The organism is Zhenhengia yiwuensis (genome assembly GCF_014384995.1).
Classification (GTDB): Bacteria; Bacillota; Clostridia; order Lachnospirales; family Cellulosilyticaceae; genus Zhenhengia; species Zhenhengia yiwuensis.
Genome location: NZ_JACRSY010000001.1, coordinates 21,347 through 45,862, shown reverse-complemented (window position 1 = coordinate 45,862; position 24,516 = coordinate 21,347). Strand labels below are relative to the sequence as shown.

The 24,516-nt window shown below is 34.2% G+C and carries 19 protein-coding genes; 5 read left to right on the top strand and 14 right to left on the bottom strand.

Annotated elements, in window-relative coordinates:
* Window positions 1-10 precede the first annotated feature (10 nt).
* The 7 genes from H8718_RS00190 to H8718_RS00160 are packed head-to-tail and all read right to left on the bottom strand — an operon-like array spanning window position 11 to window position 11,487.
* Window positions 11-2,584, bottom strand: a complete 2,574-nt coding sequence (locus tag H8718_RS00190) for a DUF5696 domain-containing protein (protein ID WP_177671290.1) — start codon at window positions 2,582-2,584, stop codon at window positions 11-13.
* 6 nt (window positions 2,585-2,590) lie between these two features.
* Entirely contained in the window at window positions 2,591-3,217 is a 627-nt protein-coding gene (locus tag H8718_RS00185) for a YIP1 family protein (protein ID WP_177671291.1), read from the bottom strand.
* Window positions 3,218-3,229: 12 nt separating this feature from the next.
* On the bottom strand, window positions 3,230-4,699 hold the full coding sequence (locus H8718_RS00180) for an NHL repeat-containing protein (RefSeq protein WP_177671292.1): 1,470 nt from the start codon (window positions 4,697-4,699) through the stop codon (window positions 3,230-3,232).
* Window positions 4,700-4,715: 16 nt separating this feature from the next.
* Window positions 4,716-5,603, bottom strand: coding sequence for a carbohydrate ABC transporter permease (locus H8718_RS00175; protein ID WP_177671293.1), 888 nt, complete (start codon window positions 5,601-5,603; stop codon window positions 4,716-4,718).
* Between the two features lies 1 nt (window position 5,604).
* Window positions 5,605-6,549 (bottom strand): carbohydrate ABC transporter permease, encoded by a 945-nt coding sequence (locus tag H8718_RS00170; RefSeq protein ID WP_249331085.1) that lies wholly within the window; start codon window positions 6,547-6,549, stop codon window positions 5,605-5,607.
* A gap of 15 nt (window positions 6,550-6,564) precedes the next feature.
* On the bottom strand, window positions 6,565-9,468 hold the full coding sequence (locus tag H8718_RS00165) for an extracellular solute-binding protein (protein ID WP_249331084.1): 2,904 nt from the start codon (window positions 9,466-9,468) through the stop codon (window positions 6,565-6,567).
* Between the two features lie 27 nt (window positions 9,469-9,495).
* Complete coding sequence (locus tag H8718_RS00160) at window positions 9,496-11,487, bottom strand: hypothetical protein (protein ID WP_249331083.1); 1,992 nt, start codon at window positions 11,485-11,487, stop codon at window positions 9,496-9,498.
* Between the two features lie 734 nt (window positions 11,488-12,221).
* On the opposite strand from H8718_RS00160, the gene H8718_RS00155 reads away from it, so the two are divergent.
* The gene (locus H8718_RS00155; protein ID WP_177671297.1) at window positions 12,222-13,796 is read left to right on the top strand and encodes a sialidase family protein; all 1,575 of its coding nucleotides are present in this window, start codon (window positions 12,222-12,224) and stop codon (window positions 13,794-13,796) included.
* Window positions 13,797-13,836: 40 nt separating this feature from the next.
* On the opposite strand, the gene H8718_RS00150 is transcribed toward H8718_RS00155, so the two are convergent.
* The 5 genes from H8718_RS00150 to H8718_RS00130 form a co-directional block, all read right to left on the bottom strand.
* Window positions 13,837-14,691, bottom strand: coding sequence for a MurR/RpiR family transcriptional regulator (locus tag H8718_RS00150; protein ID WP_177671298.1), 855 nt, complete (start codon window positions 14,689-14,691; stop codon window positions 13,837-13,839).
* Between the two features lie 10 nt (window positions 14,692-14,701).
* A complete protein-coding gene (locus H8718_RS00145) occupies window positions 14,702-15,583 on the bottom strand; it encodes an ROK family protein (RefSeq protein WP_249331082.1) in 882 nt (293 codons plus the stop codon).
* Between the two features lie 5 nt (window positions 15,584-15,588).
* The gene (locus tag H8718_RS00140; protein WP_177671300.1) at window positions 15,589-16,044 is read right to left on the bottom strand and encodes a YhcH/YjgK/YiaL family protein; all 456 of its coding nucleotides are present in this window, start codon (window positions 16,042-16,044) and stop codon (window positions 15,589-15,591) included.
* A gap of 140 nt (window positions 16,045-16,184) precedes the next feature.
* Window positions 16,185-16,445, bottom strand: a complete 261-nt coding sequence (locus tag H8718_RS00135; protein ID WP_249331081.1) for a hypothetical protein — start codon at window positions 16,443-16,445, stop codon at window positions 16,185-16,187.
* 71 nt (window positions 16,446-16,516) lie between these two features.
* The gene (locus H8718_RS00130; RefSeq protein ID WP_177671302.1) at window positions 16,517-17,203 is read right to left on the bottom strand and encodes an N-acetylmannosamine-6-phosphate 2-epimerase; all 687 of its coding nucleotides are present in this window, start codon (window positions 17,201-17,203) and stop codon (window positions 16,517-16,519) included.
* A 308-nt stretch (window positions 17,204-17,511) separates the two neighbouring features.
* Between H8718_RS00130 and H8718_RS00125 the strand changes: the two genes are divergently transcribed.
* A complete protein-coding gene (locus H8718_RS00125) occupies window positions 17,512-18,429 on the top strand; it encodes a dihydrodipicolinate synthase family protein (RefSeq protein WP_177671303.1) in 918 nt (305 codons plus the stop codon).
* A gap of 220 nt (window positions 18,430-18,649) precedes the next feature.
* On the opposite strand, the gene H8718_RS00120 is transcribed toward H8718_RS00125, so the two are convergent.
* Window positions 18,650-20,464: an oleate hydratase gene (locus H8718_RS00120; protein WP_249331080.1), complete on the bottom strand. Its 1,815-nt coding sequence runs from the start codon at window positions 20,462-20,464 to the stop codon at window positions 18,650-18,652.
* 266 nt (window positions 20,465-20,730) lie between these two features.
* Here H8718_RS00120 and H8718_RS00115 point away from each other — a divergent pair, with 266 nt between their 5' ends.
* Window positions 20,731-21,999, top strand: a complete 1,269-nt coding sequence (locus H8718_RS00115; RefSeq protein ID WP_249331079.1) for an ArsB/NhaD family transporter — start codon at window positions 20,731-20,733, stop codon at window positions 21,997-21,999.
* A gap of 27 nt (window positions 22,000-22,026) precedes the next feature.
* The gene (locus tag H8718_RS00110) at window positions 22,027-22,485 is read left to right on the top strand and encodes a hypothetical protein (RefSeq protein ID WP_177671306.1); all 459 of its coding nucleotides are present in this window, start codon (window positions 22,027-22,029) and stop codon (window positions 22,483-22,485) included.
* 46 nt (window positions 22,486-22,531) lie between these two features.
* Here the strand turns inward: H8718_RS00110 and H8718_RS00105 are convergent, their stop codons facing one another.
* Window positions 22,532-23,293: a YdcF family protein gene (locus H8718_RS00105; protein WP_249331078.1), complete on the bottom strand. Its 762-nt coding sequence runs from the start codon at window positions 23,291-23,293 to the stop codon at window positions 22,532-22,534.
* 86 nt (window positions 23,294-23,379) lie between these two features.
* On the opposite strand from H8718_RS00105, the gene H8718_RS00100 reads away from it, so the two are divergent.
* Window positions 23,380-24,507 carry a GNAT family N-acetyltransferase gene (locus H8718_RS00100; protein ID WP_249331077.1) on the top strand — a complete coding sequence of 376 codons (1,128 nt, stop codon included), beginning with the start codon at window positions 23,380-23,382 and terminating at the stop codon, window positions 24,505-24,507.
* Window positions 24,508-24,516 lie beyond the last annotated feature (9 nt).

Sequence of the window (24,516 nt, the reverse complement as noted above, 5' to 3'; positions counted from 1 at the left end):
CCCTCCCTCACTATTTAATAATTTTAAAGCCTACTGGTGAAAGGCTATGCCCTTCTACTGTCACAGCATCTTCATTGTAGTTTGTAAGTACTTTAACACCGTTTGCATATTCTGTCTCAAATACACCATCTGTTACAAGGCGATGATTTACAATTTCAGTTGTACCAATTTGATTGAATGCATTTTCATACTCACTATAAAGCTCTTCAATTCTAGGTTTAAGATTTTCATAACCTACTGTGAAGTAATGTGTATAAGGTGTATCTTTTAAGATATCTTCTTTTTGGTAACTAATTGTAAATTTAGGGTAGCTTCCTACTTCAAGTGCTTGAAGTAAGTAATACTCCATACGTTCTTTAGACATATTAACATTTAAAGTTGTATACTCTACTAACCCGTTCATTACTAATTGTCTAAATGGAACTGCTGTATACATTGTTCCATATGGACTGCTCTCTCTTGAAATATTAACAGCATAGTCACAGTATGGAAGTGTATTGGCGTTAGGATTATTGAATGCTACAATTTCTTTTGATTCATCCAGTCTTTGAAGCTCTCTTTCAATTACAGCATTTGCCTGAATAGGTGTTACGATATCTTTTACATTGTAGTTTGCATAGTATGTATTTGGTACGTCTGCTACCGAAATATTTGAAATCGTCTCTGTAGCACCTAAGAAATTATCCATTACATCTTTAAAGTATTGTGGATGAAGTAAATACTTACGATCTACTTTACTTGGTGAGAACTTGCCATCAATTAAATTGTATTTATAAATCTCTGCTGGTTTACCATCGTATCCATTGATTGCATGTACTTTCGCTTTGAATGGGAAGCTTGCATCTTTAATTGTCATAAGGTTTGTTCCTAGTAAGAGCTCAGCACCCTTATCATTAGCTACTTGCATTAAAGCTTCAAGTTCTTTTTTAGAACCATTTTCTTTTACCAGCTCTACTTTATTCATAATGCCTGTTTTTTCACCATTATTGAAAGCCCCTTGATAATCTACTACTAAGTTCATGTCACTTAAATCTTCTATAATTTGACCTAACTCATTATAAGTTGTCATTGAAACAACTTCATCATATGGAACACCTACAAAATGTTTTGGTAATGTAAGTGCACCTAATACTTCTAAGTATAATTTAGGTTCATTTTTATAAGTAAGCTCCATGCCATGTTTTTCACTTAGATATGTTTTGTAAGCTTCTGCAAAGTCATAGTATGTAGTTGCTTCATTAAAGAATTTATATCTTACAGTGTAATCCATTTCAATAGGTCCTGTAGAAGTTAAGTAACGTGTACTTTCTTCAGCATAAGGCCCTTGTAATTTAACCCTTGAGTATTGAGATGTGTCCACAGCAGAGTATACTTTATTATTGATACCACCGCCTGTTGAACTATCATCTGTACCCAGTTGAACATTAACCGAACTAAGTTCTTCCCCCGATTCAATAATTCCCATCATCCCATGTGTAGCATTTTCATCTTTACCATACATAATCCCAAAGACTGGCATAGACACGTTTTCACTGAATGTATCTCTTGTGTACATTTGGTCAAAGTATGTATTGTTGTAAAGTGGTCTTGAATATTGAGGATAGCTTGCATTGTAGCTATTAAGTTCAAAAAGAGCTCCTGAACCATCTGGTACAAAAATATAACCATCTTTTACAACATCTGATGAAGCATATCCAAAGTTAGGAAGTACTTCAATTTTTTGAAGTGTGAAGAAATCATTACCACTTACGCATTCATAAGTTGGAATATTAACAAGTAAGTCACCTTCATCAAGTGTAAGATTCATAACAATTTTGAAGCTAGCCATTTGTGGCATTTCAATATCAAGTCCTGCAGCTTCATTATCTGCTCTTACCATATCTTCTGTATAGCCAATCACCTCAACAAGTTCATTTAATTGTTTAATACCACTTGGTGGAAGTGTATTACCTGATTTAATTTTAAGGCCGCCTTTACCTGAGTCCTTTACATAAACAGAGTTTAATACACTTTTATAAGTGGCAACTTGCTTACTTGTTAATTGACCTTGTTTTTCTTTTTGCTCAATTGGACTGATGAAACGCTCTTCATAATGCTCTTTGGTAATATAGCTTGGTACAAGTTGCTCAATAGTTTTTGTACCATTTTGGAAATGCATTGTGATACGAGCACCATCTTCAATTTGAGCAATTTCATAGTTACCTTGTTCGATAATATTACTGTATGCATCCCACTCTACTTTTTTATCATCTTTACCAATGTAAGTAATATTTACGATAGATTTTTCTTTATTATTTGCTGCATCTTTAATTTGACTAGACCATTCTTTACCTGATGCTTCATCTACAACACGAATCGATAAATCATCAGTATTTACGAAAAGTTGTTTACCATCTGAAGCCGCAACAAGCATTTCGCCTTGTTTAATAGCAATTTCACTATTTACCGGTGCCAACTCCCCTTTTGCGTAAGGCTCTATAGCCTCCGCTTTAAGGGTCATTTGTGGGATAGTTTGTACAACACCTGTTGTTACAAGTATAATGGCTGCCAAAGCAATAATCATGTTTCTTATTTTCTTATTCATACCCTATCACCACCTTCTCATGAATTCTTGGCTAATTGTTGTCACAAAGTTAATAACTTGTTCCATAAGAGAAAAATAAAGAACACATAAAAAGATAATAATAATAGCTGCAACAGCTGTTGCTAGAAGTGTCATAATATTTTCTTTTAATGTAAACTCATGCATAGTTGTCAAGCCTGTAAACATTAAGAACAAAAACCATAGTGTTCCTATTGTGCCAAAAGCAAATACTAAACTAGCCTCTTCCATAATTACAATGTTACTTAAAAGCATTGTAATGACATTAATAATAATTATTGGAAAGAGTGAATAGGCTACTAAAACATAAAGATCTTTAATCTTTGCTTTACCATTGTAAAGTGTAGATACACTCCAGTTACTTATCATGAATAAGAATAATGGTGCAACAGCTATGACAATAATCGCAATACTATTCATTTCAAATAATGGATTTTCATTCATAATAAATCCTGTATATTGATAACTTATAACTTGCACGATACTATAAAGTACAAGTAATAAAGTTGCTAAAAGCATATTACCTTTACCACGCCATTTAATTTCATAAAAAGCATCAAACGGGTGGAAAATTGTATACTTTAAGTATTTAAAATCTTCAATAAATTGTTTCATTTCAACCCCTCCTTATTTTCTTTGCTTTTTAAAATAGCGGTATTCAGAGTATGCAACGCCTACTACTACAAGGATCATACCTGCAAAGATCCATCCAAAATTCTCTTGAATCCATATACTACGATAACCATTAAAAGCTTTAGAATAATATTCTCGATTATTACCTAATTTGAAGTAATACATTGCTGTATCATAGTCTTCTTTCATAAGGTAAGATTTACCAATAGTTGTATACGCCATTTCAAAGTTTCCGTTGATACTAATTGCTTCTTCTAAAAGTTCTGTTGCTTTATCCCACTCACCGTTATAGTAAGCCTCAGATGCACGAAGTGCTAACTCACCAAATTGTGTTGGTTTATAAACATAAGCACATTTCATTTGTTTATCTGTTACAATAAGATTATCTCCCATCCATGCTAAGGATGTTGGGTCATTCAGTTCGCCTTTCATGAAACCTTTTTTGCCAAAGACATTCATAAGCTCCCCGTCAAAGTTGTAAATGAATACACGCCCATTATTTTTATCTAGAAGTGCATAAGTACCGTAATCTGTAAGTGCAATATCTACAAATTTACTTGGTGATTGTGTTACAACTAATTCCGTTTTGTCTATTAAGTCTCCACGTACTGGCCATGCCCCATTTTCACGAAGTACATTTTCACCTTTTGGATTTAATCTAAATACCATATCTTTTGCACTTGTGTCAAAAGTAGTCGCATAGATAAAGCCTTCATCATCAATTTCAATATTATTGAAAGATGGTGCTAAAACTTTTTGCATTTTTGCTTTTTGTTCTTCTGAAGCCATGTTTCTCCAGAAGTGATCCATTAAGTCTACTTTTGGCTTATTTACCCCAAAGTATCTTGTGAATTCACCTTCACTAGTAAGCTCTATAATCCCTTCGAATCCAGACTGTACAATAATATAAATTCTATTAATGCGGTCTACCGCAATTTTAGAAGGTTTAAAGCTTGTTTGCCCTACCATATTATCTGGTTTATTAATAATACGTTTAAGGGTAAAATCTTTTTCATTTAAAATAACGATTCTCTCATTACCTGTATCTGCAATGTAGATTTCTTCGTTTTGTTCATGAATAAAGACACCCTCTGGGTTTTTTAAAGTGACTTGGCTTTTTGTCTTAGGATCGATTGCAATCTTTCCTTCTGCATTACGTACAACTTTAATACTATTTATTAATTCAAACTCTGTATTAAAAACATTAAGACGTGATTCTGTTGTATCGATTATATAAATTCTATCCCCTACAACAGTTACATCATCCATCCCTGAAAGGGTAATATCCCCCATAGCTTCCTTATCAATTGTTTTATAAAGTTCAAAGAAAGGAATATCTTCAATTCCATTTCCCCACCAATTGTAGTTATAAGTTGTTTCTACGGTATTTTGGGCAAATACAATGTTTTGAAGCATTAAAATCGTGGTAAAGATTAAGGCTATAAGTTTTTTTCTTGTTCTCAATTTACCCACTCCTTTATCAGTCTTTCATACCAGAACTTGCCATTGTCTCAATGACATTGCTTTGTGAGATAACAAATACCGTTACCGGCACAATCATCATAATAAGGGATACTGCCGATGCTACCCCTGTTCTTGCAATCCCTCCACCTACAACTTGTGAAAGAGCATAACTAATAGGCTTTAAGTTTTCAGAATAAATGAAGTTACCACCTGTTGCTCCCCATAGAGTTTGGAAAGATAAAATACAAAGTGTAATCCAAGCTGGCTTGCATAATGGAATAATAACGGTCCAGAAAACTCTAAATTCAGCTGCACCATCAATTTTAGCTGCTTCAATCAGTGATGTTGGAATTTGTACGATGAAGTTCTTCATCAGATAAAGTCCAAGTGTTGAACCAATAACTGGGAGAATAACTGCCCAGTAAGTATTCACAAGTCCCGCTTTACTCATAATGATGTAGTTAGGGATTGCTGTAACTGTGCTGTTGAACATAAGTGCGTAAACAATGATGTTAGACATAACTTTAGAACCTGGGAAATTATATTTTGCTAAAGGATAAGCCGCCATTGTCCCAAGTAAAACTGTACCGCCTGTTCCTAATATCGTAATAAAAAGTGTATTAAACATATACCTTGAGAAAGGTACCCATGAGTTTCCAATAATTGTTGATAAATCAAAGAAGTTATCCATTGTTGGATTCTGCACAAAAAGTTTAGGTGGGAATAAGAAGATCTCACTTAAAGGTTTAAAGGCATTGTTAATGGCATAAATAAGAGGATAAGCACTAAAAAGTGCAAAAGCTCCAAGTAAGACCATTAACCCCAGGTCTCCCCCAATACTTCTATTTCTTCGTGTAAATTTTCTACTCTTTATACTACTTTTTACTCTGTCAATAATCTGCATCTTAGTCCCCAACCTTTCTTAATAATTTTTGAACTAAAATATTAGCTATAAGCATTATCAAGAATAGTACAGTGGCTATAGCACTTGCATAACCCATCTCAAACCTTACATTACCGAAGTCATGTAAGTGTGTTAGGATTGTATGTCCAGCATAGTCAATAGATGGGAATCCAACTAACTCTATAGAAATTGCAGAGATAGAAAGTGAATTTGTAATCTGCATAACTGCACCGAACATAAGCTGTGGCTTCATAGATGGTAATGTAACATACCAAAGTTCTTGCCATCTATTTTTAATACCGTCTACTGCACCTGCTTCATAAAGTGATTTGTCTACAGTCTGTAAACCAGCGATAAAAGCAAGGAAACTTACACCAAGGCTTAGCCATAACTGAACAAGGATTAAAATCGGTAAAATATATTCTGCAGTTTCAAACCATAAAATCGGTGAATCAATAATTCCCATTTTGATTAGCCATGCATTAGCAAAACCATACATATCAGATGAGAAGATAAGTTTCCAGATCATATACACATTACCAGATATAGATGGTGCATAGAAAATAAGTGTTAAAATGGCACGTGGTTTTGGTGGAAGTTCATTAATAAGCCACGCGAAAAGGAAACACATCAAATAACTAATAGGTCCTGTAATAATTGCTAATAAAAGTGTATTTTTGACTGCTATTAAGAAAACATCATCATAAGCTAAAAGCTGTATGTAGTTTGCAAGTCCTATAAAGTCAGGCGCTTCTAACATATTAAAAGATGTGAAGCTCAGGCCCATTGCAACTGCAACAGGCACTAAGTTGAAGATCACAAATATGATAGCAAAAGGCGCGATTAATAAATATTTTTCTTTATGTAGACTCCAGGCTTCTTTAAAAGAGACTTTTACTTTTTTCTCTCTTTCTACTTTTTGATTTGTACTGGTTAGTGTTTTCATTCTACCCTCCTAATGCTACTCATTATTTTCTAGTGTAGATAAACCAAACTCATTACGTTTCTTTGTTAATTCCTCATTGATTGTCTTAGCATTGAGGTATAGGGCTTCTCTAGGATTTTGTCCATCTGTCACAACATTTTTGAATGCATAATCCACCATACGTGTTGTCATATAAGCACCTGGTACTTCTGGTACCCCTTTTGTTGCTTTAAACTGAGTTTCTAACGCTTCAATTTCACTACGTGACCAAGGTAACTGTCTAAGAACCTCTACATTTGCAGATGGATAACGTGCTGCAGGTCCCATGATCCCTTCTGTTGTTGTTGCATATTGAAGTTGAGTTTCTGTATCTACCCACCATTTCATAAATTCCCAAGCTGCTTCTTTATCTTTTGCTACATCCATCATCATAGCTTGGCTTGTTGCGGTTACGAATGTATTGTTAATCTCTCCGTCCTCATTTACCTTACCTGGAATTGGACCGAATGACCAAAGACCTTTAATTTCAGATGCGAATACTTGAAGCTGTGTATATGTACTATATGGAGCAACCCCTATCGGCATTTCCCCTGTTCTAAAACGGTTTGAGAAGTCTGCTACAACTGGTAAATGATAGCTTGTGAAGAATTGTGTAAGCTCTTTAAAGGCTTGCATGGCTTCTTCTTCATATAAACCTGTTTCAATACCATAATCTTTACCTTCTCCTAAGTATAAATCTCCACCTGCTTGGTAAACGAGTGAAGGATATAAACCTGTTGATGGCATATAAAAATCATAGTTATTAGCTTGTAAAATAGGAATCATATCTTTAACTTCTTCCCATGTTTTTGGTACCTCAAGCCCAAGTTCTTGTAAAATATCATTTCTATAAAACATCATCATGAATGTTTGCTGTTCTGGTAACCCATAAACACCATCTTGGTAAGTAATGCTTTCAAAAGCACTTGGATAATATCTGCTTGCAATTTCTTCAAAATCTTCAAATTGAGATAAATCTACTAATGCATTACGTACTGCAAAATTCATAGCTTGTGTGTCTGGGAGACCAATAACAACATCTGGCCCTTCACCAGCAAGTGTAGCTGGAATAATAACACTATCAGGAATAAGTTCTAATTGAACATTAATACCTGTACGAGGTGTAAAGGCTTCTTCTACAAGGTTCATAAGAACTTGTGCTTGGTCACGACCTGATCCAGTCGTAGCCCCTGCTACAGCCCCTGTACCAATCCATACTTTAACAGAACGTTCATCTTTTCCAGCTTCATCCGAGAATGATGTATTATCACCAAAGAATGTTGCTGCAAAACGCTTTGTTTCATGCATAAATTTTTCAAAGAATCCTGGAATTGTTTGGATAAGCTCATCATTTTCTTTACTTAATGTAATCGTATCCACTTCAAGTGGCATAGAAGCAATATCCATATTCCAAAGACCTAATGAAGAAATATTGTTTTTAAGCTGCTCAATTTCTTTTACAACTTTATTTGGATCTTTTGCTAAGTTAGTAAGCTGATAAGCTAGTTTTTCTAAAATAACAGCTTCTTCACCTTTCTCACCTGTCACCGCAATAACATCTTCTAAAAGGCTATTAAGTCTTATAGCTTCTTGTTCAAAAACTTGTTTAACTTCTGGAAGCTTTTTATCAATCTCATAATCGATGTATTGGTCAGGTACTGTACCTGTTAATTGAATGATCTTACGATAAGTTTCATTCATAATAAATAAACACTCTTCTACTTCTGTTGCAGCTCTGTCAAATTCACCAAGTACTGTTTCAAAAGTAATCGTATTCTTCCCTTGTTCAAGTGGAATGAGGTAAGCTCCATTTTCGTCTCCAATAATGTAGTTAACAAATTCTGTTGAGTATGGGAAACCAATGCTATTTGCTTCTTTGAATGGCACTTCGCCATTTACTTTAAGTCTTCTGTAAGATACACTACCTCGATTGATATTTTGTCTTGCTGTAAAGCTTAATTGATAAAGCCCTTTTTCAGGCACTTCAATCTCCCATGTTACAGCATCTCCTGGTGTCTTCCAGCTGTCACCACCAATTGTATTAAAGACAATATTGTAAGCATGTGCTGGCTGAAGTCTTGGACTTGAGTAGTTTGAATTCATAAGAATAGATCTTGATGATTTCACAACATTTGTTGTCATGCCATCTACACGCTCAGCTTGTCCAATCAGTAGACTACCACCATAAACTGGATACTCTTCTTTTAACTGTTCAATCTTTTCATCATAGCTTATAAGTTCTGGCGCTTCTTTAAAAGTAATACCTGTAACACACATAGGCTCTTTAACAGCTTCTAGTGTAAGAGTATGTGTACCCTTTGATAAATAGAATTTATAAGGTTCTGCCACTCTTTTTTGACTATCTTCAATAAATACTACTTGTTCTCCTACTTTTTCAATAGTGTTTGGTCTTACTTCATCATTTCTTCTAACTTCTATTTCGTCACTTTCATTAACCCAGCTTCTATCAAAACTTATTTGTTCCATTCCTTTAAAGAAACTTTCACCATCAAGGTATAACTTACGTTCAACACTTGAGTTAGTTCCTTCTAATGGAACATATCCGATTTCCAGATTATAAAACCCTGGTGTGTCTACTTCAAATTGCCATGTCACTTTTCCTTGTTCTGATGTACTAATGCCATTTGGTTCTAATGTAGCTACTGCATTTTCTGAAACACTATACTGACTAAGGTCTACTGCTACTTCCCCAGTTGCCATCTTACCTTGATAGCCATTGGCCTCAAGGTAAGATTGATAGGTACTTTCATAGAAAGTTTCTCTTTCAGATACACCTATTGTATAGATGCCTTGTTTTGAATCACTTGCATTTTTGTAGCTAAAACCAATGGCAGCTAGGGCAACCAGTGTCAGTCCAAAGCCGATAAGCCTTTTTTTCATTGCCTCGCCTCCTAAAAAACAAATTTATTATTCAACAACAACTTCTACTGTTTGACTTGCTTCATTACCTGCATAGTCTGTTACTGAAAGCATAACATTATATGTACCAGCTGCTGTTGTATCCAGTTCTGATAAATCTGCTACAACATTTGCTTTAAGGTCTAAACCATCTTTATCTACTGCTGTTTCAACAAAGTCATTAGCCCAGTTAATGGTTGCTGTATCTTCATTTAATGCAATTGTTCTTGGTGCTTCTTTAGCTGTTAATGTTGGTGCTGTTGTATTATTTGCATCGTAGATTACAACATTAATTTTTACTTTACCTTCATTATCATTTGAATCTTTTAATGTACCAATTACACCGCCTTGATAAATACCTGGTGTATTAAAGTCTACTGCTGATGTATCAATTGTCATTTGGCTTGCATCAAGCTCACCATCTAAGTTATCTGCTACTGTGTAATTTGCACTCCATTCAATTGAAGACGGATCTGTACCTACTGGTAATGTATAAGATTTACCTGCTTCGATTTCTGTAAATGCTGGTGGAATATTATCTTTTGCTTCTGTTGTATTAAGAAGTTTTTCTACAGTACTGATTTTGTCTGTAATAAGTGCTTTTTTAGCTTCAATCGCTACATCATAGCTTGGTGAGCCACCAATACCATAGATTGCATCACCTGCAATTTGCATGAAATCCCAATAAACTCCTGTCATATTAGAGAATTCATTAACTTTTGTTCTAGCGATACTTTCTTTATAGATTGCTTCCATATCTGCACCAATTTCTGGATGATAGATATCAATTGTTAATTTAATTTCTGAAGATGTACCTGCTTCAAGTTCTTTTTTTAGTCTTGTTTCTTCAGCCATAAACATTTCATAAGCTTGGATAGCTAAAGGAATTTTTTCTTCATCCACACCTCTTAAGATTCCCCAACTTTCTCCACCTGTACGAACTTGGCGATAATTAGGATCATCAAACTCCATATGATCTGGTCTTGGGAATGGAATGAAACCAATAGATTGTCCACGTTCTGCTGCTTTAGTTGCTGCTTCACCTGAACGCCAGTCTTCAATATTTGTAAATACTGACTCACCTTGATTAAATGGTGCTCCTTGTGCATTGTATGGTCTGTTACTTGTACCTTCTTGTAATTCACAAACTAAGAGTTTTTTATCTACAAGTCTTTGTACGAATGCAACAGCATCTTTAGTTTCTTGTGATTCAATTGCAAGCCCCTCGTCACCGTAGATACTACCACCTGCTGAGTGCATAGCTTGGATAAGTGTTTCTGTATAGTCTGTTCTATAGGCATCAATACGTTTTTCTGGTCTTTCTGGCGCTTGACTGTTTGCATAGTGTGCTTCGATTTTTGCTAAATAATCTTCAAATGTACTCCATGTCCATTTACCAGCTTTGTAAAGGTCTGTTGGATAAACAGTTTTCCCATTTTCTTTTAAAGCATCAACTTGTTCAATGTAATCAATATTGTAGAACAATGGTGATAATGGATGTGTATAGTCACCTGCTACAGAAAGGAAATAATGTTTTCCATAAAGTGCCGCAGGCGCTTCTTCATTAAAATACTCTAAATAATCATCGAGTGGTTGAAGAATATTTTGTCCTAAAATAGTTCCTTGTGAGTTCGCATAAAGGTTAACAACATCAGCAACTGGATCCCCAGCCATAACACTTTGAAGTAATACCTCTGTTGTTTCTCCCGGGAACTGTACCCACTCAATTTTTACATTTAATTCATCTTCAACTTTTTTCATTGCTGCAAGTGTTATCTCACGATATTCTTCACTCATCGCATATTCGCCTGTTACAGGATCTTTGTAATCTGGATTCATAGAGTTACCAGCATGTGATCCAAAACGGATAACTACTGAATCTGATTCACTCCCTTTACCAGCTGTTTCGGTTTTGCTACCTTCTTGTCCCCCAGCACAGCCTGTAAGAATCATAGTGCATGCAAGCCCAAGAGTAAGAGCTTTTTTAAAATTCTTATTCATATTAACTACTCCTTTTTTATTTTTAGCCATTCTTTTTTAGAGAATGACGTTTAAACTAGTTCAAGCTTCTTGTCCATTCTAATGAATTTCTTACTACTTACAGTTACTTTTCCCCTGTTGTCTTATACCTTCTGTCATAACCTAAAAAGTCATACATTATCCAAGCTCTGAATAATGTATGTTTCCTACATCTCCCGCATTACCTTCTGCTTATAGTAGATGCATTTTATCATATGAAGTACTTAAAACTATATTTTTACCATCTGTTTTATGACATATTTAAAAAGTGTTATAACTTCTTTAAATATATAATCCAACAAATACTTTGCGATTTCCTGTTAAATATGTACAATTAAGGATTTGTTAATAACTTACATTATTTTACTTATGTACTTTTTTGTCCAAAAGAATGTTTACAGGAATTCACTTATTTTTTAGTTAATGTACATTTGCTTTTAGTTAATTATTCTTAATGCTCATTGTGCATTTTACTAAAAAAATAGCTTTTTTTTATTTATTTATATATAAATTAGCATATATCACATATAATTTCAAGATATTTGTCTTATTTTTACTAAAAATGTTGTAATTTATCAATCTTTTACTAAATAATCTCAGTTGTCTATTTTAGTAAAACAAGAACTTAATTTTTACTAAATTATGTTTTTTCTATTGTGCATGTTGTTATTTTAGTATATGATTTACTTAATTTTCTCAGAAAGGAGCCTCATGATATGGCCTCACAAATTACATTAGACTCTACAGTTGTTTTTGAACCTTTAAAAGACTTTAATTCTAAATACTTCAGAATTCCTTTTCTCACATCAACTCCTAAAGGAGCACTTATTGCAGGCAGTGATGTACGCTATACAGACGGAAGTGACTACAACCAAATTGATATAGGTATTGCCCGTAGTGAAGATGGTGGAAAAACTTGGATAGATAAACAAATTGTTTTCAAAAATAACAGCATCCATGAACATTCTCGTAAAATGGATGGTTGTATTGTAGTTGACAAAGTAACAGGAAGAATCTTTTTATTTGCACTTTCTTTAGATTTACACATGCACCTAGACTCCACAGACAATAAGCATCAAAGTTTCGTTTATAAGTATTCTGATGATGATGGACTAACATGGTCAGAAGAAATCAGTCTTAGACATTTCTATGATGATGACTGTATCCTCTTCTTCCAAGGCCCTGGTAACGGCATTCAACTCCAGGACGGTACACTTGTTATCCCTATTCAAAGATGGGTGCCTGTCCCTCATCGCAATCGTTCTCAAGCAGGTATCATCTACTCTAAAGACCACGGTCTAACTTGGGAAAAATGCGAAACACTTATAGATACTTACACTTCCGAAAGTGCAGTTGTAGAGTACAAACCAAATGAAATTCTTATTTCTTGTCGTTCTCCACTTACTGAAGCACGCGGCTTCTATGTAACAAATGATTTAGGTAAAACTTGGACCCCACATATAAGCCATGATACATTATTAGAATTTGGTGGTTGCCAATCTGCTTTCCTTAAGATTACTGCTCCAAACCAAAAAACTTACGCACTTCATACTGCTCCACAACAAACTCACTCTCCATGGGAGCGCAATAAGCTTACACTTATGTGCAGTGACAACTATACTCACTGGAATTACATTGCAGAAATTATACATATGCCTAATGATGGCTACACTTGTATGACCTATGATGAGAAAAAACATGAACTCTATTTACTTGGTGAGCAAAAAGGTTCTATTGTTTTCTATAACCTAACCTGCTTCCTTCCACTTATTATGCAAAATACAAGAAGCTACGATCATCAAGCACTAAGCACAATACATCAATATCCTGTTTATTCACAAGGACATCATCATGCAATTTCTCATCCAGATAACTGGTATAAACTTCTAGATGTAAACATAAAAAAAGGAGGCTTCCTCCTTCTCAATCTAAATCTATTAAGCTTTAATCATAATGAACTTATTACACTAAAACTAAAACAATCTGACGTTGAGCAACACGATCTTGCAAATTGTCACCTTACTCATACTACTTTAGAGCAAAGTACAGATTGTGCTACTTTAGCACTTATTCCTACTAGTCAAGGTACTGATACTTTCCATTATGAGCTCTACTATACTCAATCTAGTATAGATACATTAAGTGTCTCTGTTGTAAACTGCCTAGCGGCAAATCATGATAAAACATCTTTCAGATTATCGACATCTTTCCAAGATCCAAATCTTGAGAAATATGTTACTGCATTACCTAAATGCAACTCAGATTTACAACCAATACTTTTAAATCTTTAATTAAAAATGCTCCCGATATTCTAAATATCAGGAGCATTTTTTAATAAATCTTTTCGACTACCGCATCTGCAGTCTTATGTCTATTTTTAGTATTTACTTCAAATTTACCTCTATAAAAATCCATATACATTAAATCAATAAGGAACATTTGACTAATCTGCGAAGAGGTAGATCCCCCTTCCAAAGGTCCTTCTTTAGAGCCACACAATATAGTTACATCCGAATAAGCCGTTAGGGGAGATTTAGCGAACTTAGTAATACATATCACCTTTGCCCCTGATTTTTTAGCTTGCTTTGCAACATGAATTGTATCTTTTGTAGCTCCAGAATAGGAAATAATAATCGCTACATCCCGCTGTGTCATCATAGATGCTGCCATGGCTTGCATATGAGAATCCATCACACAGTGCACATTAGGCGTAATTCTTAAAAACTTATTCATAGCCACCATAGCTGTAAGCATACTAGTTCCTACTCCAAAAAAATGAATATGCTGGGCATCTTGTATGTAATGCATAGCTTTATCAAATTCCTGCGCATTAATTAAAGAATATGTTTCGTTAATAGCACTTAGATTATTTTGAAGCACTTTTTTAGCAAGCACATCAAAAGAATCTTTAACACTAACTTCTCCTAATTCTTCTAGCGTAGCATTTTCTACATGCATACTTAAAGAGAGCTGCATTTTAAATTCTTGATATCCCTGCAACTTTAATCTTCTACAAAACCTAAATACACTTGTATCTCCTACTTTACAGGCATCTGCTAAATCTGATATTGACATAAAGAGTACTTTTTTAGGATTCTCTAATACAAAACTTGCTACTTTTTTCTCTGCCTTAGTATAATTAGGATAGTCTTCTCTTATTCGCCTAATCAAATCATGATTTGACACTTCTTTCACCTCATTCTTTTTCTAAACCTCTAGCAAGATGAATCACTCCAAGCATTCCAGCCTGATTACCTAGTTCAGCTTGCTTTAAAACCACATTCTTAAAGCTTGGCATAATCTGAGTGTATAGTATTTCTTTCAATTTTTCTAGTATATAAGGTTGAGCAAGTACACCTCCTCCTAATACAACACATGGTGGATTAAATATATGAATAAGTGTAGTAAGCCCATATACTACTTCTTCTAACCATCCATTTACAATATCCTGAATATCAGATTCATCTATTCTTCCAAAAATTGCCCTACCACTACTTAAAGACTCATCATAAACCTTCGCTCTAGCAACTAATGCCGTTGTAGAAGCATATTTTTCATAACATCCACTAAAATAATCACTCTTTATCCTATCTTCAGGATGAATAATCATGCTACCAAATTCTCCTGCCGAAAAAGCTGCCCCTGTATAAATCTGCTTATTGATTACAATAGCACCACCTACACCTGTCCCATAAGTGAGGCATAAAAAATCATTAAATTCTCGCCCACCTCCAAAGTGTGCTTCTCCTATAGCAGCCGCATTCACATCATTCTCCACTACCACAGGCACTTTAAAGCGTTCTTCTAACCTTTCTTTAATACGCATCCCTGTATAACCCGGAATATTTTCATTAGCATATCGAATAACCCCCTCCTTAGAATTTACTTGACCTGCTGTACTAATTCCTATAGCATCAAAGCTCTCATATTCACTTATAAGTTCAATTACTCTTTGAAGAACATGCTCCCCGCCTTTTAGCGCCTGTGTATCACGTTCTTTTAAATCTTCTAATATATCATCCACCCATAAACCACTCTTTATAGATGTCCCCCCTATATCTAGTGCTACAATTTTCATCTTTCTTACTCCTCCACAGCTACTTTTATAACACATTTTTTAAGAGTTCTTTCATCCTGGCATGCTATACTAGGTTTATGCGCCTCTTCTGCCATACATACAATGAACCTTCCTGCCCCCATTACACATCTTGCACTTGTAACCGCTCCATAAAATCCTATATCTTTTCCTTCATCATAAGGTGTAATCTCTTCTAAATCTCCTACAGCTGTTTCTATAACTTCTATCCCCTCTAAGTCAATTTGTATATCCATATACTTCTTATGTACTTCAAAATAAATTTCATCTTCTGGTTTAGCTACAGCTTCCATTACATTAATAAAGACACGATGCTCATCTATATCTGTTCTACCTAATGGTAAGGTATCTAAATCATGTTCCTTGATAAATTTAATCGCTGTATCTAAATTTTTAGAAATACCTTCATAACGTTCTATATTTTTTAATAAATCATAAATCATATATTCTATCTCCTTTGATTAAAACTATATTAACTACTTTTTACGAAAAAATGATGAGGCATATGCCTCATCATCCTTTAACAGCTCCCATCGCAATACCTTGAGTAAAGTATTTCAGAAAGCATATAAACATTAATACACTAGTGGATAGCCTCTAGCATTATTCCAGCCATAATAACACTATAATTGGTTACAAACTTAGCTTGTTTAGAAATTGCCATAACATTGACATAGCCAAACTGTGAAAATTTAAAAACTTTTTCATAAACAAAGTACATAATTGTACTTGTAGAAGAGTTAAATCCTCCCGATGTCAAAAGCTGGACTAGAGAGAAACATTGAAAAGAATTAATAATTGCAATAACAGCTACATAAAAGTTGTCGTCATTAGACAAGTCCATTTTACCTTCTCAAATAGTTTTATAGCGATTACAGATTTACATCTGATAGATCCAAAATTTATTTCCTTTACCTACGCTTTAAGTGCTTCAACATATTTTTTTGTAATATCCATTGGTCTTGTAATGGCTGTACCAACTACTGCCGTAAATACGCCACAGTCCATTACTCTTTTTAATTGTTCCGGGCTCCAGATACCACCTTCACCTATAACTGGTTTACCACAATCTTTTACAAGTGCCTGAACTAAATCATAATTTGGTAAGCTTACCCCTTTTGTATAGTCCGTATATCCATGCAAGGTTGTTCCAATAAAATCAAATCCAATCTCTGCTGCATGTATACCTTCTTCATAATTTGAACAATCTGCCATAAAGAGTTGGTCTTTATAAAGTTCCCTTACCTCTTTAAAGAATTCATCTAAACTTTTACCATCTGGTCTTATTCTATCCGTAGCATCTACAGCAATAATATCTACACCACATTCTACAAGCGCCTGAACTTCTTTTAAAGTTGGGGTAATATATACCTGTGAATCTTCATACTCAGCTTTAATAATACCTATAATAGGAAGGTCTACCACCTTCTTAATCTCTATAATATCTTCTATTGTATTTGCTCTAATCCCAACAGCACCACCTAAATAGGCTGCATAGGCCATTCTAGACATAATATAAGAACTATGTAAAGGTTCATTTTCAAGAGCTTGGCATGATACCACTAGTCCACCTTTAAGTTTTTCTAATATTGACTGTGTCATAGCTCTTCCTCCTTCAGAATTATATGTTTTCTTCTGAATAAATGGTAATATAAAAAAAAGTTTTTTTCAATAGCTTTTGGGAATTTTTTTCCTTTTTCCTTATTCTATTTATTCATTTTATACTATTTCTTTCTAATTTTAATTTCATCTATAAGCTTTTTATCTAATCAAGAAAATTATTTTCTTTTTTTCTATTTATCTTTACTAAACTAGAAAATTTTTTTCTATTTTTATTGATTTCCAATTTTAGTGATGCTATGATAATTTTATGATATATTTCTAACCTATAAAAATCAGGGGGCTCTAAAATGTCAAAATACAATACTTCTCAATTTAGAAATGTAACTATTGCACTTAATACACCTTTTACTTCTACAGGTGATATCGATCTTAAAGCAACAAAGGCACTTACTCGCTACTATATCAATAAAGGTGTTAAAAATATGTATGTATGTGGTAGTACAGGTGAAGGTTTCTTACTCGACCATGACGAACGTAAACAAGTTGTGGAAGCAGTATTGGATGAAGCCGGTAAAGAAATGAATATTATTGTTCATGTAGGTACACCTTCTAGCAGACATGCAGCTGAACTAGCTAAACATGCTGAAGCAGTTGGTGCTGCTGCTACTTCCGCTGTGCCTTGTGTTTACTATAGACCAAGTGAAGAAAGTGTTTACCGTCACTGGAGCACTATTACTGAAGCAGCTGACCTTCCTTTCTTTATCTACAATATTCCTCAGCTCACAGGCTTTAACCTTTCTATGAACTTATTTAATCGTATGCTTGAAAACGAACGCGTTGCAGGTATTAAAAACTCTTCCGAACCTTGCCATGACATTTTACGTTTTAAACAAGCAGGTGGTAAAGACTTCATCGTTTTCAACGGGCCTGATGAACAATATTTAGCAGGTCGTTTAATGGGGGCTGATGCTGGTATCGGTGGCACATATGGTGCAATGCCAGAGCTTTACCTCAAGCTAGAAGAACTCATTGTACGTGGTGAAATTACTAAAGCTCAAGAACTACAAAATACAATCACTGCATTTATTTATCGCCTTTGCAGCTTCCCATCTATGTATGGTGCATGCAAAACAATTATCGGTTTAGATGGCTGCCCAATCGGTAATCCAAGACTTCCATTCTTACCAGTTTCATCAGAAGATCCAGCTATTATTGCTCTTTATAAAGATATTCGCGCTGCTGTAGAAGCAAGTAAATCTCTTTAATACATGAAGAGATGTGTACCTACAAAAAACAATAGTATGTTATAGTGATTCCAATGCTCATGGCTACTATAATGCTACAACATATGATGGATTTAATGAGGGCAAAACTATCACGTTATAAAAGAAGGTTTTTATCCTATAACCTAAAAAAGAAGTAGAACTTATTTACTGAGTTCTACTTCTTTTTTTATTGAATAGACTTTCACTTTTTTCTTATCTTTTATCTATAAGATGTTTTTAAGGCTTCTTTTAAAACCTTTGGATCTTTCTTATATGGCGTTACCGGACATATTTCTTTATCTTTCACACCAAATAAGGTATATACTGCAATACGTGCAGCTCTTACAGAGTATTCTTCTGTAAAGACCATATCCTCTGGAATTTCCACAAACTGGCTAATCATAGCAAAGTTAGTGGAGCCCTCTGGAACAACCTTTGGACGATCTGTCATTTTACGAGGTTGAAACTGAGAAACAATATAAGGCATCATACATGGAATTACATTAATAACTGTTTCTAAAATCTCTTCCTGCTTATCTTCTAAATGTAAATGATGTAAAAGTTCTATAAGAATCTCTTCACCTGTACATTCACGCATTGTTTTTTTCACATAATCTCCCATGCGATCTGTATAAAGACCATATCCCCAGAAAATAGTTGTATCCATTGGTTGTGCTTTAAAATGTGGCTGTGCTGCTACAACAATACTCATTAACCAATTAGAATCTTTAAAGGTCATTAAAGCACCACTTCCTGGTATATTACCTGAAAATTGTTCAATAAGTTTAAGGAGCTTATTACCCTTACATGTTACAGTAAAGCTTTCCCAGTTAGTTTCTTCTGGATAATCAAAGAAGGGACTAGGATTACCTAAGTTCGGTTTCTTGCTCGCTACTTTCTTCCAAAGTTTAGCTGAAATTGGATCTTCAGGTTTATATTCTGGTGCAGTATGAAGATCGCCTAAAGTAGCACTATCTGTCATAGAGCCATTGGTCATAATACATACATCACCTTTATTTAATTTAATGACCTTTTCACCTTCTGAATCTTCAATGTAAAGCGCTGTAGCTGTAATACCTTCACCATCTGCAAATTCAATATCCGTTACAGTAGCATTAATGCTAAAATCTACCTGATGAGTATCTAAATAAGCCTTAAGCGGAAGAATAACAGATTCATATTGATTATAAGGCGTACGTGTTACACCTTCTAACGTTTCAATGCGAGAGAATTCAAAAATCATACGATTCATATAACGTTTAAATTCAAATAGGCTTGACCATTTTTGAAAAGCAAAAGTAGTCTGCCACATATACCAGAAATTTGTTTCAAAGAAATGAGGTGTATGAGCGAACCACTCTTCTATAGTCATATCATCTAGTTTTTCTTCTGGCGTAATCATAAGTTTGCCTAAGGCCATACGGTCAGCTTGATTAAAGCCCATACTCTTCACATCTAAGATTTTACCATTTTTATCAACAAGACGTGCCTGAGCATGTGTTGGGTGATGGTGGTCGAAGTTTAAAATCTCCTCTGTAACACTCATTCCTGGCATATCCAAAGATGGAATACTAGAAAAAAGTTCCCAGAAATTCTCATAGGTTTCTTCATTAAGCATTCTTCCCCCTCGACATACAAATCCATCAGCCTCACTACCTGCACCGTCATTACTACCACCTAGAATATGCAAGCCTTCTATAATATGAATATTTTCGCCTTTAAAATGGCAGTCTCTTATAAGATAAGCTGCACCTGCTAAAGATGCCAAACCACCACCGATAAAATATACTTCTCTATCTCCATATTCCTCGTATTGAAGTAGATTAAGCTGTTTTTGAGCTGTTTTATAGGTTTGATTGTTTTTACTACTTTTAACAGCAAGGGTTGCAAGTGCCGCACCACCTGCTATTGCACCTACCGTTAATAAAGTTCTATTAGTATTATTTCTAGATTTTCTATTAAACCTTTTTATCGCTTTTTTATAAGCTTTTTTATAAGCTTTTTTATAAGCTTTTTTGTAATGCTTTTTATTCATTTCAAACCCTCCATCTTCTATAGGCGTGCCTAAAACTTTTAAGTCATACTAGATATAGCTTAAACAATCTTCTATTCAATTATGCATTTGCATTATTTCATTCAAAAAGTTATTATTCCTATTCTAACCTCACTTTTATAAAGTGAATTTTATTCAAAACTATTCTGTCAATATAGTTTTAAGTATGAAAAAATACTTAAAAACAAATCCTATAAAAAGATTAATATTTAGAGACATCATGTAAACTCTTGAAAGGAGTACACTTTATGAACGTTACTCAAATTATAGCTATTTTAATTTTTCTTGTTGTTCTCTTTTGTATTATTACGGAGAAAATCGACCGTACAGTAGCTGCTATGAGTGGAGCCATTTTAATGGTATTATTAAAAATCTTACCTGCTCCTAGCGCTATTGGTTATATTGACTTTAATACAATAGGCGTGCTTATCGGCATGATGCTTGTTGTGTCTATTGTCAAAAACTCCGGCCTGTTTGAATATATAGCCATTTATACGGCAAAAAAAGCTAAAGGAGATGCTTGGAAAATCCTTATTAGCTTTGCCATTATTACAGCAATTTTATCTGCTACTCTTGATAACGTTACGACTGTTTTGCTTATTGGTCCCATGACTTTAGTTATTACACAAATTCTTGAACTTAACCCTATACCGTTTCTTATTACAGAAATATTAGCCTCTAATATCGGAGGTACTTCTACTTTAATAGGTGACCCTCCTAATATTATGATTGGTAGTGCTGCCGGGCTTAGTTTCAATGATTTTCTTACTCATACAGGACCAGCTGCTCTTGTTATTCTCATTGTTACTATTGCTATTTTGTACTTCTTATACCGCAAAGATTTAATGGTAGATGATAAATATAAAGAAGAAATTCTAGCATTAGATGAGAAAAAAACTATAAAAGACAAATCCTTACTCATTAAAAGTCTTATTGTTATGGCACTTATTTTAATAGGGTTTATGACACACCAATCATTAGATCTTGAATCTAGTACAGTAGCTTTAACTGGTGCTGTCATCCTTCTACTTATTGGTAAACAAGATGTAGAAGAGATTATCTGCGGCATAGAATGGCCTACCATTGCCTTTTTTACAAGTCTCTTTGTCCTTGTTGGAGGACTTGAAGAAGTAGGCATTATTCATAGCCTTGCAATTTGGCTCATCGACCTTACATCAGGTAGACCAATTATGACTATGATCTTACTCCTTTGGTTAGCAGCTATTGTATCTTCCTTCTTAGACAATATCCCATTTGTTGCTACACTTATTCCACTTATTTTAACAATGGGTACTCAAGGGATTGATATTAGACCACTTTGGTGGGCCGTATCTCTTGGAGCCTGCCTAGGTGGAAATGGTACACTTATTGGTGCTTCAGCTAACGTTGTACTGGCTAATATTGGTGAACGTAATGGCTATAAAATCTCATTTGGAAAATACTTCAAAGTGGGCTTTCCGCTTATGATTCTTTCCATTATTATCTCCACTGTTTATTTACTTTTTTTCTTTACTTAAATTCTATGACGAAAAGGATGTGTTATTATGAATGCTTCATCTGTTAAAGGTGATACCATTGAGGCAAGGCTTAGATGCCTCGGTGCTGATAGTGTTCAACAGGTACAGGGCATTTTGTACTTTGTAACCTTCAAAGAAGGAGAACATGAAGTCTCCTACTCTTATAATATAAATGGTAAAAATAAATATTTTCTTCAACGTATTAAACCATACCCTCTCCCTGAGGGTATCTTCTCTGACGAAGAGCAAGTTGTAGAATTTATCAAACGTGACCTTAAGAAATTTAGAAATGCTAAACATAGTCACAACTTTGCTCAATTTATACATGTTACCAATATGATTGGTGAAACAACCAAAGAGATTGAAACATTCTTTTTAAATTACAATGTAGATAAAGAATGCTTAGATGAACTCACCCAAGAGTTAAATGCTATTCATCAAATTATTTCTAACGCTAAAAAACGTAGTGCCCACATTATTGTTTAAGATATAAAGGCTGTCACTTTTATGTAACAGCCTTTATATCTTTTTATTAATAATTAACATTCACTCTAAAAAAATCAATAATCATAGTAGGGTATTCTCTTATTAAATAATTGATTCTTCCTAAAAGACTACTTTCTGCCGATAGCCCTATACTCTCTAAACCCATAAAATAGGCAAGCATTTGCGCTCTAAAAAGGTGATAATCATGTGTAATAATAAGTACACTTTCAACCGTTTCTTCTCTCGTCATCAAAATTTCTTTACTAAATGCAATATTCTCTAGTGTTGTTGTAGAACGGTCTTCTTTTATAATAGATTCTCTTAGAATTCCCATTTCTTCTAGGTATTTTCTCATTGCCTCTGCTTCTGATATGACTTCATCTGGTCCCTGCCCACCTGACACAATAATCATAGTTTTGGGATGAAGATTATAATAAGCTATCGCCTGATCTAACCTAGCTTTTAAAGTAGGCGATACATCTTCTCCTCTAAGCCCAGCCCCTAGTACAATCATATAATCTACTTCTTCTAAGCTCTCTACTGATTGATGATGTCCTATATTATAGACAAGAAATCCTTCTATTAAGATAAATGAACCCACAAAAATAGCTATTCCCCACATATATATTTTTGATAAAATACATAACCACTTCTTCTTATAAGAGTATGCTAACCGCCTTACTATAACTATCCCATAAACAAGCCATAAAACTATGATCATAAAGATAGCTGAAAAACTTAATTCCAAAGTTAAAACTAATAAAAAATCTACTACTATAAGTGCTATTATCTCTAGTAATACTTTCATATAAACTCCTCTTAATATATATTGTTTTACATATAATAAAATATTATAATATAATAAAAAAATTTAAAATACCAAAAGGAGTTTTTATGACACTTTATAGAAAAGGCCTCTCAAATGATCAAGAAGCTATTATTCATTTAGGTAATTATGTATTTGATACAGATTTTCCTGCACTTCTTCCTAAACTTTACTCACCTTCTGTTAATACAGCTACTTCCCACTTTCTTGCTGAAGAAGAGGATGGTATTAAAGCCCTTGTAGGTTCTTTTCCTTTGGACCTTCATGTACTTGACTATGATCTTAAAGGCTTTGGTATTGGCACAGTCTGCGTAGACCCTGATGCAAGAAGTAAAGGTTACATGAAACAACTTATGACAAACGCCTTAGCTGAAATGCATGAAGAAAAAGCTGACTTTGCCGTTCTTGGTGGCCAAAAACAGCGCTATGAATATTTTGGTTTTACACCCAGTGGGACTCATCTAAACTTTACACTTACTGCTACTAATTTAAGACACCACCATATAGTTGCTTCACCTAATTTCACCTTTAAATCTTTTGATGCACTAGATACTCCTACTTTATCTTGTATCCATAAAATGCATCATTCAAAACCACTTTTTAGTACACGCTCATTCCAAAACTTTATATCTATTTGCAGAAGCTGGAAAAGTGAATCCTTTGCTATATACAACAAAAATGAACTGTGTGGCTATGTCCTTTATAAAAATAATTGTATAGAAGACTTTTATGTCTCTCATTCTGACTTACTTATTCCAGCATTAGCCTCACTTATGCAAACTTTATCTTGGAATGAATGCACTATTTGCCTTAATACATATGAAACAACACTTATTAAACTGCTTATAAACATCTGCGAAGGGTATACTACTAGGCTTTCTACCTGCTTAAATATCTTGAACTACCAAAATTTTATTAACGCCTTTTTAAATTTAAAAAAGAGTTATACTGCTTTAGAAAAAGGTCATCTTGTACTAGAAGTTCAAGGAACTGAAAACCTTCTTATTGAAGTAGGTGAAAATATCAACGTAATGCCAACCACCCTAGAGGCAGACTTATCTTTAACCCATTTAGAGGCTACCCACCTTTTATGCGATCCCCTTCAAGTATATATAGATTATCATCATGAGAAAAATAGGCTTATCAAATCTTGGTTTCCTCTTCCTTTTGCTTTCTGTAGCATTGATAACGTATAAAAAAATAAC

Coding starts and splice junctions, on each gene's coding strand:
- H8718_RS00190 (WP_177671290.1), bottom strand. CDS start 2,584: ATGAATAAGAAAATAAGAAACATGATTATTGCTTTGGCAGCCATTATA.
- H8718_RS00185 (WP_177671291.1), bottom strand. CDS start 3,217: ATGAAACAATTTATTGAAGATTTTAAATACTTAAAGTATACAATTTTC.
- H8718_RS00175 (WP_177671293.1), bottom strand. CDS start 5,603: ATGCAGATTATTGACAGAGTAAAAAGTAGTATAAAGAGTAGAAAATTT.
- H8718_RS00170 (WP_249331085.1), bottom strand. CDS start 6,549: ATGAAAACACTAACCAGTACAAATCAAAAAGTAGAAAGAGAGAAAAAA.
- H8718_RS00165 (WP_249331084.1), bottom strand. CDS start 9,468: ATGAAAAAAAGGCTTATCGGCTTTGGACTGACACTGGTTGCCCTAGCT.
- H8718_RS00160 (WP_249331083.1), bottom strand. CDS start 11,487: ATGAATAAGAATTTTAAAAAAGCTCTTACTCTTGGGCTTGCATGCACT.
- H8718_RS00155 (WP_177671297.1), top strand. CDS start 12,222: ATGGCCTCACAAATTACATTAGACTCTACAGTTGTTTTTGAACCTTTA.
- H8718_RS00145 (WP_249331082.1), bottom strand. CDS start 15,583: ATGAAAATTGTAGCACTAGATATAGGGGGGACATCTATAAAGAGTGGT.
- H8718_RS00140 (WP_177671300.1), bottom strand. CDS start 16,044: ATGATTTATGATTTATTAAAAAATATAGAACGTTATGAAGGTATTTCT.
- H8718_RS00135 (WP_249331081.1), bottom strand. CDS start 16,445: ATGGACTTGTCTAATGACGACAACTTTTATGTAGCTGTTATTGCAATT.
- H8718_RS00130 (WP_177671302.1), bottom strand. CDS start 17,203: ATGACACAGTCAATATTAGAAAAACTTAAAGGTGGACTAGTGGTATCA.
- H8718_RS00125 (WP_177671303.1), top strand. CDS start 17,512: ATGTCAAAATACAATACTTCTCAATTTAGAAATGTAACTATTGCACTT.
- H8718_RS00120 (WP_249331080.1), bottom strand. CDS start 20,464: ATGAATAAAAAGCATTACAAAAAAGCTTATAAAAAAGCTTATAAAAAA.
- H8718_RS00115 (WP_249331079.1), top strand. CDS start 20,731: ATGAACGTTACTCAAATTATAGCTATTTTAATTTTTCTTGTTGTTCTC.
- H8718_RS00110 (WP_177671306.1), top strand. CDS start 22,027: ATGAATGCTTCATCTGTTAAAGGTGATACCATTGAGGCAAGGCTTAGA.
- H8718_RS00105 (WP_249331078.1), bottom strand. CDS start 23,293: ATGAAAGTATTACTAGAGATAATAGCACTTATAGTAGTAGATTTTTTA.
- H8718_RS00100 (WP_249331077.1), top strand. CDS start 23,380: ATGACACTTTATAGAAAAGGCCTCTCAAATGATCAAGAAGCTATTATT.